Source organism: Nonomuraea sp. NPDC049400, assembly GCF_044466425.1.
Lineage (GTDB): Bacteria > Actinomycetota > Actinomycetes > Streptosporangiales > Streptosporangiaceae > Nonomuraea.
Genome location: NZ_JBITMP010000013.1, coordinates 105,135 through 121,402 on the forward strand (window position 1 = coordinate 105,135; position 16,268 = coordinate 121,402).

Here is a 16,268-nt window from a genome sequence, read left to right on the forward strand (position 1 = left end):
CGCTGGTGGCTACCAGCCGTAGGGGCCGAACCGGGCCCAGGCGACGATCGCGGTCAGCAGGAACAAGACGACCGTGACCGCGATGCCGGAGCGCTCCTTGCGGAGGATGTGCATGGCCGTCGCAAGAATCGCCAGGATCGCCAGCCCTGTCGCGGCGATCGGCGTCAGGATCGGTGCGATCCCGGTGGCGGCGGGGACGATCAGGCCGACCGCGCCGAGCAGCTCCGGCACGGCGATGAGCCGCACCACCGCCTGGGGGACGTCCCCCATCCACGGGTACTTTCCGGTCAGCTTGTCCCATGGCTGGGTGGCTTTCTCCAGGCCGGACATGGCGAACATGGCGGCCAGAAGGACCTGGAGGATCCATAGGAAGATGTTCATCGAGGGCTGTCTCCCGTTGTCCTGCGGCGGTCAGGGCTCGAGGCCGGTCATGCCCTTGCCGCTCTGGACGTCGAGCGGCACCGAGACCTGGTCGTGCGTGATCCGCCAGGTGCCGTCGATCTTCCGGAAGCCGAAGGTGACCCTCACCCACATGCCGGTCGTCACCGGCCCGCCCTTCAACTTGCCGCTGAGCCGGCCGAAGGCGTGCCCGAATGCCACCTCATCGCCCGCGGTGACCGTCAGGTCGCGGATCTCGTAGTTCACGCTCTCGAAGAGCGTGAACACCTTCGCCCAGTTCTTGAGCTTCGCCTCGATCCCCACATCCTGGAGCGGCGACTCGATATCGAAGGACACGATGTCCGTGGAGTAAGCCTGCTTCAGTCCCTCGAGATCCTTGGCGCGCAGCCCTGCGACGATCTTGTCGATCTGCCCGCGGATCTCGGCCTCGTCCATCTCGCGCTGCGTTGGCATCGCTACCCCTCCTTGGGGTCGAATTCGTCGCTGACATCCAGGCGACGAACGAGGACCCGCCGGGGGGACAATCCGGCTCAGATGTTTTCGAGCCGCCGCGTGAGGAATCGGCGCTCGGGCGTCGAGGTGGCCAGCTGCAGCGCCTTGCCGTACGCCGCTCTGGCCTCTTCATCGCGGCCGAGACGCCGCAGCAGCTCGGCACGAGTGGAGTGGAAGTAGAGGTAGTCGTGCAGGGCAAGGCCGTCGACGGCGCGCAGCGCGGCGACGGGGTCGCCTGCCTGGGCGAGCGCCGCCGCGCGGTTGAGCTCGACCACCGGCGAACCGGTGAGTTCCACCAGACGCCCGTACAGCTCGGCGACCTGTCGCCAATTGATCGGCTCGTGTGTCTGCAGGGACGCGATCACGGCCTGCAGGACGTAGGCGCCGCGCCCGCCGAGAACGAGCGCCTGGTCGAGCACCGCCCGTCCCTCTTCGATCTGGCGCATGTCCCACAGCGAGCGGTCCTGATCGTCGAGCAGTACAAGGTCTTCGCCGGAGAAGCGGGCCTGCCGCCTTGCGTGGTGGACCATCATCAGCGCGAGCAGCCCGTGCGCCTCGGGTTCGTCCGGCAGGAGTCCGGTGAGCAATCGGCCCAGTCGGATGGCCTCAGCACCAAGGTCGACGCGGCCGCCATAGCCCTCGTTGTAGATCAGGTAGATGACGGTCAGCACCGCGTCGAGGCGCTGCGGAAGCTGGCGGGCATCGGGTACCTCGAACGGCATCCCGGCCGCCTTGATCTTGCTTTTGGTTCGGGTCAGCCGACGCTTCATGGTCTCCTCGGAGACCAGGAACGCCCTGGCGATCTCGGCGGTTCGCAGGCCTCCGAGGGCGCGCAGGGTGAGTGCCACCTGCCCTTCCAGCGGCAGCGCGGGATGGCAGCAGGTGAAGATCAGTTCGAGCCGTTCGTCCTTGATCACGCTTTCGTCGAGCTCTTCAACGGCGGCCTCCGGCACCGTCAGCAGGGGGATCTTCTCCGCCAGGGTCCGCTCGCGGCGGATCCGGTCGATCGCCCGGTTGCGCGCCGTGGTCACCAGCCACGCCCCCGGGTTGGGCGGCGTTCCCGATATGGGCCAGCGCTCCGCCGCGATCGCGAACGCCTCCTGCGCGGCTTCCTCGGCCTTGTCGAAATCCCCGAGATAGCCGACCAGTGAGGCCAGCACCCTGCCCCATTCATCCCGGAAAACCGCATCGAGCGGCATCAGCACTTCACCAGCGGCCTTACCTCGACTGCGGCGCCGAGCCGGACAGCCGGGATGCGCGCCGCCAGGTCGAGGGCCTCCTCCAGGTCGGCCGCCTCGATCAGGCAGAGGCCGCCGAGGACCTCTTTGGTGTCGGCGAAGGGACCGTCGGTCGTCAGCCTCCGGCCGTCGACCATCCGCACGGTGGTCGCCGTCTCGACGGGCTGCAGCTGCGCGCCGATGCCGTACCGGGGGTCGTCGGCCAGCGCGAAATAGTCCGCGTAGGCCTGCTCGCGTTCCGCATCGGACAACGCCTCGTGATAGCCCGGCTCGGTGTAGATCAAGAGGGCGTACTGCATCGCGACCTCCGGGGTCATGGGCTCGCACGTGCACGACGAGCGGGCATCCGCGCAGGGGACACAATCGGAATGTCCAGTAATTTTAGGACACCCGAACCCCAGTGCCTGGGTCTGCGAGGGTTCTAGAGGGCTGACGAGCAGTGGAGTGGGTCTTGTCGGCGGGGTCGGTGCCGTGGGCCCTGGGCGTCCCATGTTGTCCATGGGCCCCGCCGGCTCCGGCCACGCACCGCCACCCGGGAAGACGACCACCCCGGGGCTTCTTGGAGACGCGTCCCGGTGCCAGCAACTACCATGCGCGGCATGTCGTCAATGTCCCGCCACGAGGGTCCGGTTGTTCGTCCTGCTGCCTGGCGTGTGCGGCAGACTTGGACCAGTCTGCTGCCGAAGGGCGTGACGTCATGCCCGCCGTTAGGCAGCACCGACGGTCACACCAATTGGGTGGCGGCGGTGACGACCGCGGTCTTCGACGGCCGTGCCGTAGCGGTCACCGGAGGCGGCGACGACACCGTACGGGTCTGGGATCTGTCAACCGGCGAGCGGGTCGGCGCCTCATGGGCTGGTCACACGAACGCGGTGCGGGCGCTGGCGATGTCAGTTCTGGACGGTCGCCCTGTTGTGGTCAGCGGTGGTGACGACGACACCGTACGGGTGTGGGAGCTCGCGTCCGGTAGGCCGGTGGGTGAGCCGTTCCCCCTTCAGGCTGACAGTGTGGAGGCCCTCGCGATCGCGGAACGCCATGGCCGCCAGGTGGTGGTCGCCGGTTGCTACGACACGACGGTACGGGTCTGGGATCTGGAAACGCGGCAGGAGGTGATGGCACCGATCCGCGGCCACACCGGCCCGGTGTACGCGGTGGCGACCGCGGTGCTGGACGGCCGCTGGGTAGCTGTCACGGGCGGCGACCGAACGGTCCGCGTATGGGACCTGGATACCGGTGATCCGGTGGGTAGCCCGTTCACTGGCCATAGTGGGCACGTGGGCGCGGTTGCGGTCGCGGAGCTGGCTTCCGGCCATCTGGTGGTCGTCTCCGGTGGCTACCGGACGACCACACGCGTGTCCGACCTGGCCACCGGACTTCCGGTCGGTGACCTCCCCCGATCTGCGGACCTGGAGGCCGTGACGACCACGGTTGTGCACGGCCGACTGGTGGCGATCACCTGCAACTCCGACGAGCCGACCATCCAGGTGTGGGACCTGGAAACGGCCGAGCTGGTCGGTGAGCTGTTCCCTCAGCATCCCCGCACGGTGCACGCGGTGGCGACGGCAGTGGTGGATGGCCGGCAGGTGGTGGTGTCGAGTTGCGACGGCGGGTCGGTCCGGGTGTGCGATCTGGTCGTCGGCGAACCGGCCGACAAACCAGTTCGCCACGACGCCGCGATCACGGCGGTGGCCACCACTTCAGTGGCTGGCCGGCCGGTGGCGGTCACCGCCAGCGATGACGAAACCGTACGAGTATGGGATCTGGACACCGGCGATCAGGTGTGCCGGCCACTCACGGACAACACCGGCCCCGTCACTGCTGTGGCCGCGACCCAAGTGGACGGTCGCGCGGTGGCGATCACCGGAGGCAAGGACGGCAATGTCCTACTCTGGGACCTCACACTGGGGAAAGCGGCCGGAGCACCGTTGACCACCCACAGCCGCCCGATAACCGCCGTCGCGGCCGACAACACGGGCGACCCACCCCGGGCCATCACCGCCAGCGACGACAAGACCATCCGGGTATGGGATCTCCGCACCGGCGAAGAGACCGGCAACCCCCGCAAGAGCGACCATCGATGGGTACACGACCTCGCCACCACCACGCTCGACGACCAGCCCGTCGCCCTACTCGGACGGTGGGGCGGCGGCTTCCGGGTCCGTGACCTCACCATCAACCGCGACACCGGACTCCAGACCGCCGGAAGCAACGGCAAACCGGTACGGCTCGTGGCCGCCACCATCGTGGACGGACGACCCATCGCCATCACCACGAACGATGACTGGCGCGACCCACCGATGAAGGTATGGGACGTCGCCACCGCTCAGCAGATCGGCCAACTTTCCACGGGAACCGTGGGCGCACTCGCCGCCACCACGGTCGACGGCCACCCCATCGCAGTTGCCGCCAGCCACAGAACGGTAGCGGCATGGAGCCTCACCACCTTCGACAAGATCAGCCCGGACATCGAATTCCCCGACTTGGTCAATGCCGTCGCTGCCACCCCACAAGGCCACATCATCGTCTGCTTCGACCGTGACATCGCCGTACTCACCGCAACTCGATCGAGCTGACCATGGCATGGTTCGCCAGGGCGAGGCCCTGCGGCGCCGCTGGTCGTACATCGACATGGACACCATCCGGGACGTCCGAATCCACGACGCCCGGCACACCGCCGCGACGCTCCTCATCGAGCAGGGCGTGAACATCCGCGTCGTTCAGCAAGTCCTCGGCCACACCCGTGACCACCACCGAGCGATACACCCACGTCTCCACACCCCTGACACGCGATGCAGGGGAGCGGCTCGCCTCCGCGCTCTGGGGAAATCCCCAGCCGTTGCAAGCCTGCGACTGCGACGCTCTCAAAGATCAAAAAGGCCCTCTCCCAAGATCTGGGAGAGGGCCTTGCGCCTGCGGCGGATCGGGGATTTGAACCCCGGATGGGCGGTAAACCCAAACCGCATCAGCAGCTCGGAGCTTGGCCTAGGTTCGCCGGGTCGGTGGTCGCTTCGTTCGCCCTGGGAGCGATCTGTGTTTCTGGGTGGCGGTGTCACGCAGCAGAAAAAGTGATTGCCTCGGGGCCAGAGCTCATATTGGCTGGGCAGCATGGCTGAACTGCGTACCGATCGCCTCATCTTGCGCCGTTGGCGTGACTCCGACCTTGAACCGTGGGCGGCGATGAATGCCGATCCCGAGGTCCGGGAGCACTTGGGCGACCTGCTTACCCGCGAACAGAGCGATGCCTCCGTGTCGCGATTTCAGGCCGAGTTCGACCAGCGAGGCTACGGGTGGTGGGCGGTTGAGGTGGAGGCCACGGGCGAGTTCATCGGCTTCGCAGGCTTGGATGAAGTGGACGACCACATGCCGTTCACAGGAGTGGAGATCGGCTGGCGGCTCGCCCGCTCGGCCTGGGGCCAGGGCTACGCCACCGAGGCTGCGCTGACAGTCCTGGCCCACGGCTTTGACGCTCTTGAGCTTCCTGAGATCCTCGCTGTCACAACGGCCACCAACCTTCGTTCCCAGGCGGTGATGCGCCGGATCGGCATGACCCGGGACCCGGCCGACGACTTCGACGACCCCACCGAGCCCGAAGGGCCACTGCGTCCGAACGTGCTGTACCGCATCGCCCGTAGTGCGAGGATCTGACGTTCTCCGCGAGGGTCGTTTGATCAGGCTGCGGCGGCGACGGGGCGTCCGCCCCAGCGGATGCCTTGCTCGCTGCGGATGCGGGCGCGTTCCCTGCGTTGCGCGGCGAGCGGCGGACGTCCGCGCCGGTGTGGGCGGAGAGGTTGTCCAGAATGATGTAGATCGGGGCGCCGTCGGGCCGGGCGGCGCGGACTTCAGCGCGGTCACAGTGTTGGCGGTGCCTTTGCGGCGGTGGTTGACGCCCCAGAGGCGGTCGTCGCCGAGGGAGTAGCAGCCGTGGAAGCAGGTGACGCCGTGGGGTGCGGCGGTAGGTCGCCGGCAGGCGGTCGCGCTTGCCCTGCTTGACCCAGCAGGAGCCCGCGGTGGGCCGGATCCCCAGCGGCCCGGACTCGTCGAAGGCGCAGACGCGGTCGGGGAAGCGGTCCAGCACTTGCTCGATGCGGTCGAGCTTGGCGTCGCGATCCGGGTCGGGCGATTCCTTCCAGGTCTTGGTGCGCTGGAAGGTGTCAAGACGACGAAGTCCTCGTCGTCAGGGCTGAGCAGGCGGGGACGGCCTCCCGCCCACCGAGGGTCCAGACAGGCCAGACCGATCTCGTTGAACCGGTGGATCACATCCCGCACCGTGTCCTCGTCAGCCTGCACCAGCTGGGCGATCACCGGAACACGGTTCCCGCCGGCCAAGGACAGCAGCATCATCGCGCGCCGATAGCGCACCGAACTCGTACTGCACCGCCGCACGATCTGCTGCAGCTTCTGCCTCTCCTGGTCGGTCAGTCCGCGCACACGGACAGGCTCAGCCCTCGGCGCACTCCCATGGCCGGGTGATGGACCCCTCGACAAGTTCGACCGCATCAGGCCAGTCGGCCAACTGGTCGGACTCGGCGATCACGCGCACGCGATCGCCGACGGCGAGCAACTGCCGTGCCAGGCTCCGTCCGACGATCCCAGTCGGGCTGCTGCCGGCGTCCTTCCGCGCACTGACCACGGTCAGCAGCCGCAGTTGGCCGGATTCCGGCGCGCTCTTGATCCGCTTGATTTCACCCCTGGCAAGACTCTCCAACTGTCAACGGAGATCTTGCGCCTTCCCCCACAGCCCGAGCATGTGCTTCAGCTTGGGCCCTCAAGACCATCGGGAGAAGGTTGCGGATCTGAGGTCGCCAACACTAACAGCAACACAGGCTCAACCGGAGATGGCGCTCTAGCTCGCGCCGTCCACAGGGCCGGACCGGGGCCCTGTTCTTTCCCATCCGCAAACGGCCGGCGACATCGGCGGCCTGTGGGCTTGATCCGGCGCCGCTGCCGCTTCGGAGACATATCTCCAACACATCGCCACAGGTCAAAAGACGCATCTCATATCAAGGTCCGGGGAACCAGCGACCACCAGAGGTCGTCCCCGTTGGGCCCGGGAGTGCTCACCCGGTCGATGGCGATCACTATGCCGTCGAGGTTGACTTGTGTCAGGCCCGTGTTCGTGGCGTCCTGCAGGACCTGGCGCAGCTCAGGTGCCTTGGCGGCAAGGACGTCGATGCCCTCGTGCAGGTAGCGGTAGGCGGTCTTGTGGCTGATGCCGTGATCGGCCGCGAGTTGCTTGATCCGGGTGTTGTCCAGAAACCAGCGCAAGACGAGTAGCGCTTGGGCGAAGCAACCGAGCGCACGCCGGCCTCGGCGGGTGCCCCGACGGCGGCGCTCGGCGCGCAGCTGGGCGGACAGGAACAGCATGGTCTCGCGGCGTACCTGAAGGGTCGCCGAGTATGTGGCACTGGAGGGCACGTGAAGCCTCTGGCTCTAAAGTTGATCTCTCGTCAAGACCCCTTCTACTAGGGGCTTTACGCCTGCCGAGCACCCGATATGCTCACCGTGTGGCACGCCCCCCTCACGTGCGGGCTGGGCGACTTCGAACTCGGTCCGGCCGAATCTCTGTGAAGGGGAGATGGCCGGTGAAGGCCGTATGGAAGGACGTGCCCTTGGTGAGGTGCTCGCGATAGCGCGGGTCGCTCAATTCGATGGTGATGTCGGCGGAGGTTCCCTCGTCTTCGTCGTACTCATTCGAGTCGTCTTCGCTGATCTCAAACGAGCAGATGATCTCTGCGGTACGACGTACGAATTCGGCGGTCTGGGGGGCGAGCATGATAGGGCGGATTCCCTCCGAGCTGCCCGTCCCGCCGTAGGGGTGGAGTCGGTCCTTGTAGAACTCCTCCGTCTTGACGCGAGGTAGGCGCACGTTCGTGGAGCCATCCTCCAGCAGATGGCCCGCCTCGTCGACGTACACCTTCTGGCCGGAATAGAGCTCGAAGAGCTCCTTGAACTCGGCTTCCGTCGCAGCGGAGACAGGGCCGGTACCGCGCTGCTGTACGAACTAGAGATCATTCCAACGCTTTGGCTTCCTCCACCCGCCCCAGATCCCGCAACACACTCGCCAGGCCACCCGGCTGGTCAGGGTGTCCGGGTGCTCCGCACCCAACACCCGCCGCTGGATCTCTAGCACCGTGCCCATCAATAGAGGCCGCCGTTGACGTCCAGCACCGTTCCCACCATGTAGGACGATTCGTCACCGAGCAGGAACGCGACCGCGGCGGCGACCTCCTCCGCGGCCCCGAACCTGCCGCTGGGAATCGACCGGCGGTACTGCTCACGGCGATCCGCGGGGATCAGCCCGGCCATCTCAGTGTCGATGACCCCGGGAGCGACCGCGTTGACCCTGACGCCCTGTGCGGCGTATGCCCGCCCAAGCCCCTTTGTCATGGCGATCAGCCCGCCCTTGGAGGCCGCATATGAGGGATCAGGGCTGCCCATCTCCCCGCTGACGGACGCCACGTTCACGACGCTCGCGCTGCTACCGCCCGCGACATGCCTGCCAATGAACTCACGGCACAGCACAAGTGGAGCCACGAGATTGACGGCCATGACTTCTTCGATGTACTGGTCACCGGTTTCCGGAAGGTGTACTCCGCGGTAGATCCCCGCCGCATTCACCAACGCACCTGGCAGTCCTATATCCGATATGACCACGTCGATGAGCGCGGCCGCCTGCCTGTGATCACTCAGGTCCACCGGGTAGTGCGCATCAGCGGTTGATGGCTTCAGATCGGCGCCCGCCGTCCGCCATCCCTTCCGCCGCAGCATATCCACGATCGCCTGTCCGATTCCCCCGGCCGCCCCGGTCACCAAGGCGATGCGCTCGTTACTCAAGTTCGGCAGCCCTTTCGCTTCTTCGACGACGCCCATACGAGTCTCATCATCCCGGCTGCTTAACGAGCCCGCTCACGGGTCTGCCTTCCCGAGGGCTCCCCACCGACGTTGATGGGCCTGATAAAGCGTAAAAACACGGGCAGCCTCAACGCGATCGGCTCGCGGTGGCGGAAACTCCCGCCCACCAAGATCGCCCTCATTGTGCTCAACCGTTCTGCGCCATGACCAGCGGTTGGCCGATATAACCGGCGGCAACGCGGTGTCGGCCTCCACGATTCGCCGCTGGGCGCTGGAAGTGATCCACCTGCTCGCCGCCCGCGCGCCGCGCCTGGACCGCATCCTGGAGAAGATCGCCACACAGGGCGGCAAGGCGGTCTTCATCGACGGCACCCTAGTCCACAATCGGACAGTCTGTCGTGCGCCGTACGGCGTCACACGCCAGGCGTGCCACCTTGTAGCACCGAATAGCACAACGCAGTAGACTTCAGATGTGAGCACTCCTGAGCCTGACCGCTCCCATGAGATCTCTCAGCGCGACCTGCGCAACCGGTCAGCGGAGATCATGGATGGCCTGGAACGTGGGGAGCGGTACGCCGTTACCCGTAACGGCCGTCACATCGCTGATCTGGTCCCTCTCCGCCGCCGACGCCGAGCCGTGTCGCGCGCCGAGTTTGCCGCCGTTTCGCGTGGCATGCCCCGACTGGACGACCGTAAATATCGGGAAGACATGGACCGCCACGTCAATGACGATCTCTACGACCCTTACGATCGCGCATACGGCAGACGCGAATTCGCCGAGGACGAGGGATGACCCACGCCATAGGGCTGCTTGACACCAACATCCTCATCCTGCGCGCCGGCATCGATCCTGACGAGCTCCCCGATGAGATGGTGATCAGTGCCATCACCACCGCGGAGCTCTCGGTCGGCGTCTTGGTGGCGACAGGGCCGCAGGAACTCGCCCAGCGAATGAAGATCCTGCAGACCGCCGAAGCCGAATTCGACCCACTCCCCTTCAACGACACCGCAGCCCGCGAGTACGGCGAGTTGTGGACGGCCGTCATCGCCTCAGGACGCAAACCACGCCCCCGCACCGCAGATCTGATGATTGCCTGTGTAGCGATCGCGAACCGGCTACCCCTGTACACCTGCAATCCCAAGGACTTCAAGGGTCTGGACCACCTGATTACGGTAGTTCCGGTCACCCGCCCCCAGTGAATGACACAGAGGTGCCTTGTGGCAGCTGTACAAGATCGAAAAGGCCACTTCCCCATCATGGGAAGTGGCCTGTGAGCTGGGTGGAGCCTAGGAGATTCGAACTCCCGACTTCCTGCTTGCAAAATGGGAGCCAGTCACCACGTAGAGGCTTCCTCTCCCCTGCTCAAGCGGTCGTAGAAGACTGGTGGCATCTGATCAAGTGAGGCGGTGTTGCTGTACCAACTGCTGTACAGCGCCTCTCTCAGTCGGGGGTCTTCTCGCAGCGAGCGAGTCGTTTCTCTAGACGCTGTCGAAGCGTGGCCCCGGTGGGGGAGTTGTAAGTGCCTGCCGTAGGACATGCGCGGCCTCTGCGCACTGACCTTGTTTGACGAGCCATGCTGTGAGTCGGTCAGCGGTTTTCGCATCGGTACTGCCGGCGGCGACTGCCGCGCGCCATGCGATGACGGCTGCGGGGAGGTCACCGGCCTTCTCGGCACGATGTCCGGCATCGGCGGAAAGGTAGGCGATGCTTATCCGGTCGTGTTGATCCTCGGCGAGTTCCAAGAGCGTCGCCCAAAGTCGTGGCCCCTTGCCCGGGTCGAGATTGCCCATGCGGTCTCGTCCATCGGAAATGGAGACCAGCAATGGGAGCAGTGCGGGGCGTACAGCAAGCGGGCTGATCGCAAAGACAGGGACTCCTTCCGCAACCTGATACTTCTGTGCCTGGCGGACCATGCCGAGGTCGACGACAAGAACACAGGCGAGCAGCTCTATCCTGCCGAGCTTTTGTTTGAATGGAAACGCAACCATGAGGGAGAGCACGGCAAACATCTGGCTCGTATATCGAACCCGATCACTGACGATCTTCTCGAGGCTTGGCTTGTAGACGCTTTTGAGTCCCCCATCACACGTCTGGAACATATCGCTGAGCAGCTAGAGAGAACAGGGAGCCTCAATATAGACGCTTTGGAAGAGTTGAGGCAGATTATCTCAGTCATGAATGACGTTCCAGCAGGGCCCGACAGTCTAACCGCACGTCGCCTCGCTTACGCGGCAGAAGTTTTCGAAGGCGGGAAGATCAGCAAGGACACGGCGTCACTAGCTTACGCCGCCGAGACCCTCCCGAACGTTCTGCGCGACCTCGACAGGAAGATTCAAAGGTTAGGCGGCATGATGTAGCCGAGTGATGCCGTTTCCCCTGAAGGCGGTACAACCTGGATGTTCGTACGGTAGGCGTCAGGCTGCCGGGGCATCTCCTCGTCGGGCAGGCGTAGCCATGCCAGGCCGGACGCACCAGGGCAAGCCGCCATTCGCGTGTACATGCTTCCCGAAGAGCTTTCCACGCGCGCTGGTTGCCCTGCCCGCAGCCGGCCGAAGCCAGCAGGATCATCGCCCGCCGATAACGTACCGTACTCATCGTGCCGCGCCGCACGATCCGCTGCAACTTCTGTCCTTCTGGGTCCGTGAGCCTGCGAACCTTGACCGGTTGCGTCACTGGCCTCCTGAGTGCCGATCCTAAAAGTGATCAGCACCATCCAGCTGGCAGAAGAGTCTTACGCGCCATCCCGGTGATTATTTTCGGTCACAGCGCTAGCTCTTGTGTGCAGCCTTGGCAACTTCCGAATGCTGCTGCCTGGGACGCGACAACGGCCACATGTACCCTGTGCATATTCCGGGGTTCGTGGAACGTCCCGATACAATGGCCGCGCTTGCTGAGTAGAGCCTTACAGGCTCTACTCAGCAAGCAGAGGACGCTTTTCCGGTCATTCGATCAGGCGCGATAGGTTCGTGGCTCACCACTGTACCGCAGAGCCGCAATACGAACCTGACCTCCCGAGGAAGGCGCTTCTACCACCTGGCCATTACCGATGTACATGGCAACGTGCTCATAATTGTTATAGAAAATTAGATCGCCAGACCTGAGCTGCGAATACGAAATGAGGCGTGTTTGGGCGGCTTGGTCCCAAGTCTGCCGGCCGATTAGCACAGGAGGATTGTTGTACGAATAATAGATGAGCCCGGAGCAGTCGAAAGAGTCGGGCCCTTCAGCCCCCCACTGATACGGCTTGCCGAGCTGTTGGAGAGCAACGTTGACTGCCCGCATGATATAACTCTCGGGAACAGTTGCGGCGGCAAACGCAGAAGAAGCTGCTACCGTCGTTCGGGTTGCGTCGCCTGCCGCAGCACTTGCCATAGTCGGCATGGCGAGGAGGCCGGCGGCTGAAATAGCCGTTATCGCCGCGCGCACCGTCAGGCTTACGTTTCGTTTCATAGAAGAAACCCTTTCTCTCCGGAAGGTCGGCCCGCTCACTGTCGCAGGAATAGATCACGCGGTGCGAGGCTTGTAAGCCATGGCTTAACTGTGCCGCTCAGCGCCTTTGGTGACCGCTGGGCGGCATACTCTGACTGCGATGCCGATGCGTATGCGGAAGAGGGAATGCACAGGATTCACTTCACGGCCGCCGACTTGGCGCGGGTGCGGGTGGCGCCGACGTTGGGTCCCATGGCCGAGACCCTGTTCAGCCTGTCCGCGCTGCGCGGACGGGCGGGGGAGACGATGTTCGGTGCGTGGCGGCGTCGGATGCGCGGTTCTCTTGACTCCCGGTTCGCCGTCCTGGCCGCCATCACGCCCGCGCGACCGCCAAGCTTTGACATGGTCATCCTTGCCGGATCGGGCCACCACCTGGCCGAGGGCGCCGAGACCTTCTTAGCCAGCCCCCGGCAGGCCGTCCGGGCGGAGCTAGACTTCTACGCTGGCCACCATGGCCGAGTACCGACCGCGCTGGCCGGGCTCATCGACAGCCTCGCCGTCCGGCGGGAGGTGCTGTCTACGGTGGAGGCGTACCACCGTGCTGCGGTCGGCCCACATTGGGGGCGAATTTCGGCGCACCTCGACGCCGAGCGCGCTCAGCGCGGCACGATCCTGCTTGACGACGGTCTTGACGGTCTCTTGTCCAGTCTGCATCCGGATATCCGGTGGATGCCGCCGACCCTCCATGTCAATACCGGCCACCAGTACGGCGCCGACTCCACCCTCGACGGGCGGGGACTGCTGTTGGTGCCGTCGTTCTTTAAGCGAGCCCCAACGGTGATGTACGACCCAAGCAATCCCGCCGACTGCATCCTGATCTACCCTGCCACGCTGGGCGTCGATCACGCTGCAGGCATCTGGACGAGCGGCACGTCGACGCGGGCGCTGGCCAACCTCCTCGGCCGCACCCGCGCGTCGGTGCTCACCGCCATCGCCGACGGTGTGGCCACCACCGGCGCCCTCGCCCGCCGCCTGGACATCTCATCGGCGGCGGTCAGCCAGCACACCGCCGTTCTGCGCGAGGCCGGGCTGATCACTACGCGCAGGCATCACAACAGCGTCCTGCACAACCCCACCCAAATTGGTCTGACCCTCCTCGACCGGCACGACAGAATCAACTCGACTAACTGACGCGAGCTTGCCTTGGAGTTTATTACGGAAAGCCACTCGCGCCCAGGCACTTACCGGTCGGGCGGCAATAGCAGGAAATGGCTCCTATCGATGAAAAAGACAATAATCGAAGTGTGTGCGATCAGGTAGCTAGTCATATATGTGGCCTTCATTGTCGTGTAGTCCGCACCAAGGGCGATCCGACCCACTGGCCATGCACGGGACTCATTGAACCGCTACGCAGGCTGAGCCGTCACCATGCGGTGCCGGGCGGGCACCCGCCGCGATCTCCGTCGCAGAGGTCTCGGTTGTCCGTTGAGGGATGTGCTCGGGCGCGGCACGGTCCGGAGCGGGCTCTTAGCGGCACCTTCACGGGGTGGGCCACGCTCACCACGCCTCGCGCGCTGCGAGCTTGCGCCGCAGCTCCTCGACCTGCTTGACCAGTTCCCGCACCGCCCCCACGATCTCCTCCTCGGCGGCAGAGTCCCAGTCCTTCATCTCGCGCTCCGTCTCGCGCAGTTCTTGGAGATGGAGTTCCTCCAGCACTGTCATCAGGGAGTCGCCCCGCCGCTTCACCTTGTCGTGGCGGGTGGTCTTCTCTCGCAGGCTGAAGACCGTCGGCCGGCCTGCGGTGAGCTCGGACAGCCGGTAGCAGAGCACCTCCTTGTTATCCCAGGATGGGCTCTTCTTACCGAGCGTGTAGCCGAGGGGCAGGAGATCAGGGTCGAGGGTGAGGAGTTTTTGCGCCACCTCGTTGGACGAACCCCCGGCGACCGGGCCGCCCCGGGCTGGTGGGACGGCCAGTCGCCACGGCTGATCGGTGCACACGATCAAGAGGTCGAGACGCCATAGGTCGGCCTCGGCGAGCACAAGGAACTCCAACGGCAGGTCGACTCCGTAGCACTCGCGCATGGCCTCCGACACGGACAGGCCTCGCTCGTACAGCCCCTGCGCCAGACGGGCCATCGAGGAGTAGTCATCGCGGGACGCCTCCGCCCGTAGCTGTGGGAGTGCGGACTCGTCCACTCTTCCTCCCTGTCTTCGCGTCCTTGGCCATGGCCTCCTGCAGCAGGAGGGACAGCTTGCGCTAGACGCTCTTGAACTCCTCCGCCCGCTTCGCAGCAGCACTCAGGCCACCATTCAGCCCGAAATGATCAGGCCAAGAGCAGACCGTAGCGGAAAGACCAGCGCCACGAGCAAGATGCACTGAAGGAGGAAGATCAACTGTTACAGGACAACTCGATCAGGTACGAGGAGGCGGAGCGCGAGTTTACGCACTCAGCATGTATCGAGGCACTCAGAGAGAGCTCACAGCGCTACGGCTTCCCTACCCCCAGGAGCAGAGCGAGCGTGTGGAGAACAGCCGATGCCGTAGCTGTACTTTGCAGCTGTACAAGATCGAAAAGGCCACTTCCCGATCATAGGAAGTGGCCTTCTACGTGCAGTGGAGCCTAGGAGATTCGAACTCCTGACTTCCTACTTGCAAAGCCGATCACACCCGTGATCGCTGACCAGGCGATCCCCTGGCCTCCGCTCCCCGGCCGATCTTCCCGCAAGCGACCGTGAGTCCCCGTAGATCCCCTGCCAACGGGCACGCAACGGGCACGATTCCGGATCTTGTTCTCCAGACTTGAAGTCACTGGCAAGATGCCGAACCACAGATCATCACGCCACACGGAGAGGGCTTCCATGAGCAACGCGTACTCACCCGTTCGTGAGCTGAACCTCCTCAAAGAGCTCCAGGATCGGTCCCCGGGTTACTACTCGGGCGGGTTCGAGTTGCGGGACTTCGGCTATGATCCCGGGCTAGCCGAGTGGCTCGACCTGAAAGATCCGCACGACTTGGAGTTCCTCGACCGGCTGATCCCTTTCGCTCAGGCCAGCACTTCAGGATCCTTCTTCGCGCTGTGGAAGTGCGACGACCGGGAAGATCTCGCCACGCTGCCTGTGATCCGGTTCGGTGACGAGGGCGACCTCGACGTCGTTGCGCGGGGCCTGCGGGAGCTGTTCGAACTCCTCGCTCTCGACAGTGAGAGCTTCGACCTTGAAGGTCCCGACGAGGGTTATTACGACACCGAGGACGGCCACACAGATGGCCACAGCGCGTACCTCGAATGGTTGGAGGAGAACTTCGGGCTTGCGCCGCCGGAAGACCCGGACAGCATGCTCGACCGCGCTGAACAGGAGTTCGGCGCCCGATTCCGCGATTGGTTGCGACAGTTCGCGCCCGGTGACTGGACCTGAGGAAATGACGACCCTGGCGTCCATAGAAGCGACCTCCCCGCACAGTCCTCCATCTGAGCTTCCCGTCTGCCGTCGTCCCGCGCTTCGCGCTACCAGGGCGGGGCCAGGGCAGCCAACGCGGGCGCGTCCATCCGGGACCTTATGACGAGGATGGGGCACGCCAGCACACGCGCCGCGATCATCTATCAGCACTCCACCGATGAACGTCAGCTCGAGGTCGCCCGGAAGCTCAACGATCTGGCACGCGGAGCGCTTGACGAGCCATCGGGCATGCAACGGGCACGGGACCCGGAATAGCCCTCAGAAAGATCAAAAGCCCAGGCCGCCGACCTGGGCTTTTGTACGTGTGGAGCCTAGGAGATTCGAACTCCTGACTTCCTGCTTGCAAAACGGTCTGATCTTCAGGCGCAACGGCCTCGACCTGCGCTGAGGACGGTCCGCGA

General features: G+C 64.8%; 19 protein-coding genes, 1 tRNA gene and 4 pseudogenes. 10 read left to right on the forward strand and 14 right to left on the reverse strand.

All coding sequences use genetic code 11. The features are described 5' to 3' along the window. Positions 1-9: 9 nt before the first annotated feature. The 4 genes from ACIBVN_RS22065 to ACIBVN_RS22080 all read right to left on the reverse strand — a co-directional run bounded on the left by ACIBVN_RS22065 (position 10) and on the right by ACIBVN_RS22080 (position 2,446). Complete coding sequence (locus ACIBVN_RS22065; protein WP_397139110.1) at positions 10-381, reverse strand: DoxX family protein; 372 nt, start codon at positions 379-381, stop codon at positions 10-12. A 30-nt stretch (positions 382-411) separates the two neighbouring features. Beyond that, complete coding sequence (locus tag ACIBVN_RS22070) at positions 412-852, reverse strand: YybH family protein (RefSeq protein ID WP_397139112.1); 441 nt, start codon at positions 850-852, stop codon at positions 412-414. Positions 853-929: 77 nt separating this feature from the next. Further along, positions 930-2,090 (reverse strand): RNA polymerase sigma factor, encoded by a 1,161-nt coding sequence (locus ACIBVN_RS22075; RefSeq protein WP_397139114.1) that lies wholly within the window; start codon positions 2,088-2,090, stop codon positions 930-932. Next, positions 2,090-2,446 carry a YciI family protein gene (locus ACIBVN_RS22080; protein ID WP_397139116.1) on the reverse strand — a complete coding sequence of 119 codons (357 nt, stop codon included), beginning with the start codon at positions 2,444-2,446 and terminating at the stop codon, positions 2,090-2,092. Before ACIBVN_RS22080 ends, ACIBVN_RS22075 begins: the two co-directional genes overlap by 1 nt. A gap of 291 nt (positions 2,447-2,737) precedes the next feature. Between ACIBVN_RS22080 and ACIBVN_RS22085 the strand changes: the two are divergent. Together ACIBVN_RS22085 and ACIBVN_RS22090 are read left to right on the forward strand one after the other, a co-directional pair. After that, positions 2,738-3,070: pseudogene (locus ACIBVN_RS22085) on the forward strand (hypothetical protein); the annotation flags it as partial. Positions 3,071-3,103: 33 nt separating this feature from the next. After that, a complete protein-coding gene (locus ACIBVN_RS22090) occupies positions 3,104-4,702 on the forward strand; it encodes a WD40 repeat domain-containing protein (protein ID WP_397139405.1) in 1,599 nt (532 codons plus the stop codon). Here ACIBVN_RS22090 and ACIBVN_RS22095 read toward each other — a convergent pair. Beyond that, complete coding sequence (locus ACIBVN_RS22095) at positions 4,680-4,892, reverse strand: hypothetical protein (protein WP_397139417.1); 213 nt, start codon at positions 4,890-4,892, stop codon at positions 4,680-4,682. The two genes, ACIBVN_RS22090 and ACIBVN_RS22095, sit on opposite strands and share 23 nt — an antisense overlap. Here ACIBVN_RS22095 and ACIBVN_RS22100 point away from each other — a divergent pair. Both ACIBVN_RS22100 and ACIBVN_RS22105 read left to right on the forward strand, forming a co-directional pair. Beyond that, complete coding sequence (locus tag ACIBVN_RS22100; RefSeq protein WP_397139407.1) at positions 4,818-5,198, forward strand: hypothetical protein; 381 nt, start codon at positions 4,818-4,820, stop codon at positions 5,196-5,198. The genes ACIBVN_RS22095 and ACIBVN_RS22100 overlap by 75 nt on opposite strands. A gap of 36 nt (positions 5,199-5,234) precedes the next feature. Next, positions 5,235-5,774 (forward strand): GNAT family N-acetyltransferase, encoded by a 540-nt coding sequence (locus tag ACIBVN_RS22105; protein WP_397139118.1) that lies wholly within the window; start codon positions 5,235-5,237, stop codon positions 5,772-5,774. 23 nt (positions 5,775-5,797) lie between these two features. On the opposite strand, the pseudogene ACIBVN_RS22110 reads toward ACIBVN_RS22105, so the two are convergent. The 5 genes and pseudogenes from ACIBVN_RS22110 to ACIBVN_RS22130 form a co-directional block, all read right to left on the reverse strand. Then, positions 5,798-6,626, reverse strand: a pseudogene (locus ACIBVN_RS22110) (helix-turn-helix domain-containing protein). Next, positions 6,568-6,834: a hypothetical protein gene (locus tag ACIBVN_RS22115; protein ID WP_397139120.1), complete on the reverse strand. Its 267-nt coding sequence runs from the start codon at positions 6,832-6,834 to the stop codon at positions 6,568-6,570. Before ACIBVN_RS22115 ends, ACIBVN_RS22110 begins: the two are co-directional and overlap by 59 nt. A 314-nt stretch (positions 6,835-7,148) precedes the next feature. Then, a pseudogene (locus ACIBVN_RS22120) lies at positions 7,149-7,544 on the reverse strand (IS5/IS1182 family transposase); the annotation flags it as partial. Between the two features lie 103 nt (positions 7,545-7,647). Continuing rightward, a complete protein-coding gene (locus tag ACIBVN_RS22125) occupies positions 7,648-8,043 on the reverse strand; it encodes a hypothetical protein (RefSeq protein ID WP_397139122.1) in 396 nt (131 codons plus the stop codon). Between the two features lie 224 nt (positions 8,044-8,267). Next, positions 8,268-8,999, reverse strand: a complete 732-nt coding sequence (locus ACIBVN_RS22130) for an SDR family NAD(P)-dependent oxidoreductase (RefSeq protein WP_397139124.1) — start codon at positions 8,997-8,999, stop codon at positions 8,268-8,270. 196 nt (positions 9,000-9,195) lie between these two features. Here ACIBVN_RS22130 and ACIBVN_RS22135 point away from each other — a divergent pair, with 196 nt between their 5' ends. The 4 genes from ACIBVN_RS22135 (at position 9,196) to ACIBVN_RS22150 (ending at position 11,339) form a co-directional block, all read left to right on the forward strand. Next, the gene (locus tag ACIBVN_RS22135) at positions 9,196-9,444 is read left to right on the forward strand and encodes a hypothetical protein (RefSeq protein ID WP_397139126.1); all 249 of its coding nucleotides are present in this window, start codon (positions 9,196-9,198) and stop codon (positions 9,442-9,444) included. 9 nt (positions 9,445-9,453) lie between these two features. Then, a complete protein-coding gene (locus ACIBVN_RS22140) occupies positions 9,454-9,774 on the forward strand; it encodes a type II toxin-antitoxin system Phd/YefM family antitoxin (RefSeq protein WP_397139128.1) in 321 nt (106 codons plus the stop codon). Then, positions 9,771-10,181 (forward strand): type II toxin-antitoxin system VapC family toxin, encoded by a 411-nt coding sequence (locus ACIBVN_RS22145; RefSeq protein WP_397139130.1) that lies wholly within the window; start codon positions 9,771-9,773, stop codon positions 10,179-10,181. Before ACIBVN_RS22140 ends, ACIBVN_RS22145 begins: the two co-directional genes overlap by 4 nt. Positions 10,182-10,517: 336 nt before the next feature. Continuing rightward, complete coding sequence (locus tag ACIBVN_RS22150; RefSeq protein ID WP_397139419.1) at positions 10,518-11,339, forward strand: hypothetical protein; 822 nt, start codon at positions 10,518-10,520, stop codon at positions 11,337-11,339. A 190-nt stretch (positions 11,340-11,529) separates the two neighbouring features. Here ACIBVN_RS22150 and ACIBVN_RS22155 read toward each other — a convergent pair. Then, positions 11,530-11,655: pseudogene (locus ACIBVN_RS22155) on the reverse strand (IS630 family transposase); the annotation flags it as partial. Positions 11,656-11,931: 276 nt separating this feature from the next. Then, the gene (locus tag ACIBVN_RS22160; RefSeq protein WP_397139132.1) at positions 11,932-12,432 is read right to left on the reverse strand and encodes a C40 family peptidase; all 501 of its coding nucleotides are present in this window, start codon (positions 12,430-12,432) and stop codon (positions 11,932-11,934) included. A 231-nt stretch (positions 12,433-12,663) separates the two neighbouring features. Here ACIBVN_RS22160 and ACIBVN_RS22165 point away from each other — a divergent pair, with 231 nt between their 5' ends. Beyond that, positions 12,664-13,602, forward strand: a complete 939-nt coding sequence (locus tag ACIBVN_RS22165) for an ArsR/SmtB family transcription factor (RefSeq protein ID WP_397139134.1) — start codon at positions 12,664-12,666, stop codon at positions 13,600-13,602. A gap of 366 nt (positions 13,603-13,968) precedes the next feature. On the opposite strand, the gene ACIBVN_RS22170 is transcribed toward ACIBVN_RS22165, so the two are convergent. Beyond that, positions 13,969-14,607, reverse strand: a complete 639-nt coding sequence (locus tag ACIBVN_RS22170; protein WP_397139136.1) for a hypothetical protein — start codon at positions 14,605-14,607, stop codon at positions 13,969-13,971. 419 nt (positions 14,608-15,026) lie between these two features. Continuing rightward, positions 15,027-15,088: transfer RNA gene (locus tag ACIBVN_RS22175), tRNA-OTHER, on the reverse strand. Between the two features lie 182 nt (positions 15,089-15,270). Here ACIBVN_RS22175 and ACIBVN_RS22180 point away from each other — a divergent pair. After that, the gene (locus ACIBVN_RS22180; protein ID WP_397139138.1) at positions 15,271-15,825 is read left to right on the forward strand and encodes a hypothetical protein; all 555 of its coding nucleotides are present in this window, start codon (positions 15,271-15,273) and stop codon (positions 15,823-15,825) included. The last annotated feature ends 443 nt before the right edge of the window (positions 15,826-16,268 follow it).